At 67.1% G+C, this 1582-nt stretch carries 1 protein-coding gene; it reads left to right on the top strand.

The annotated features are described in order from the left end of the window. Positions 1–35: 35 nt before the first annotated feature. Positions 36–1582, top strand: a 1547-nt coding sequence (locus FNL14_RS01820) for an HNH endonuclease signature motif containing protein (RefSeq protein ID WP_255470668.1), incomplete at its 3' end; no start/stop codon positions are given.

The raw sequence follows: 1582 nt of genomic DNA, 5'->3' as shown, positions 1-1582 counted from the left end.
GGCCCGCCGGATCTGCACCCTGTGACACCGGGACCATGAGTGTCACCGACGGCCGGAACCGGGTGATCACCTCACCGGCCGATGACGGCTGCGCCAATACCGCCGAGTTCCTCCGCCAGCGGCTGAGGATCAACAAGAGCGAAGCCAACCGCCGACTCACCCTGGCAAAAGACATCCTCCCGGCCAGCACCCTTACCGGCGACACCATCCCCGCACCCCGCCAGCACCTCGCCACCGCCCTCACCCCCACACCCACCAACACCAGCACGGACACCCTGAACACCGAGGACAGCACCAGCACCGAGGACAGCACCGACACCGAGGCCGATACCGGCGGCGAGGACACCGTGGGCACCGGTGACGGAGTGCAGGGCACAGCCGCTGCCTGCCCGGCGGTCTCGTCCCGGGCCGGGACGATCATCGCCCTGACTCTGAACCGGCTCCAGTACCTCACCACACCCGAACAACTGGCCCTGATCGAAGAAAACCTCACCACCACCGCGGCCACAGCCGACCCCGACTTCCTCACCCGCGTCGCCCGCCGCTGGGCCGACACCATCGACGCCGACGGCACCGAACCCAGCGAAGAAGCCCTCCGCCACACCCAAGGCGCCTTCATCCGCAAACCCCGCCACGGCCTGCATCACATCGAAATCTTCGCCAGCACCGACCAGTTCGAACACCTCAGCACCGTCATGAACACCGCCACCAACCCCCGCACCACCACAACCCCCACCGGTCCGATCCCTGCAGGCACCTCAGGGACCACCGCCACCGGTACTGGCACTGGCACGGCAGCGGCCACAGGGACCAACGGTGACGGCACCGCAGACAGCAACTTGTGGAACGAGAACACCGCCGGCCCGGACCTGGACCGGCGCACCCGGCCGCAAAAACTACTCGAGGGCCTCGTCGGCGCCGCCAAAATAGCACTGGCCACCAACGCCCTGCCCGCCACCGGCGGCAACCGCCCCCACATCATCGCCACCATCAACTACCAGGACCTCTTCCCCCACCACCAGAGCAGCACCGGGCCCACAGCCAGCACCACCGCCAAACACGCCGGCAACGGCAACGGCACCGGGGACGGCAACGGGAACGGCACACACCCCAACGACAGCGAAACCGGCGGCACCCGCACCAACGCCCGGACCAGCACCGGCACCGGCACCGGGAATTTCGTCTTCACCGGACCCGTCGCAGCCGCCACCCTACGAAAAATCGCCTGCGACGCCGACATCATCCCCGCCATCCTCGGCACCCACGGCGAACTCCTGGACCTCGGCCGCAAAACCAGGCTCTTCACCCCAGCCCAACGCACCGCCCTCACCACCCGCGACCAAGGCTGCGCCTTCCCCAACTGCACCATCCCCGCCCCCTGGTGCGAAGCCCACCACATCACCTACTGGTCCCACGGCGGCCCCACCAACACCGACAACGGCGTCCTCCTCTGCAGCGGCCACCACCACCTCATCCACAAAGAACAATGGACCATCACCACCACCAACAACACCCCCTGGTTCACACCCCCAAAACACCTCGACCCCCACCAAAAACCCCAACAAAACACCTACTTCAAACC

The sequence above is a fragment of the Pseudarthrobacter sp. B4EP4b genome (genome assembly GCF_006680095.1).
Taxonomy (GTDB): domain Bacteria; phylum Actinomycetota; class Actinomycetes; order Actinomycetales; family Micrococcaceae; genus Arthrobacter.
The sequence above is the reverse complement of the archived record's forward strand: the minus strand, read 5'-3'. Positions and strand labels throughout refer to the sequence as shown.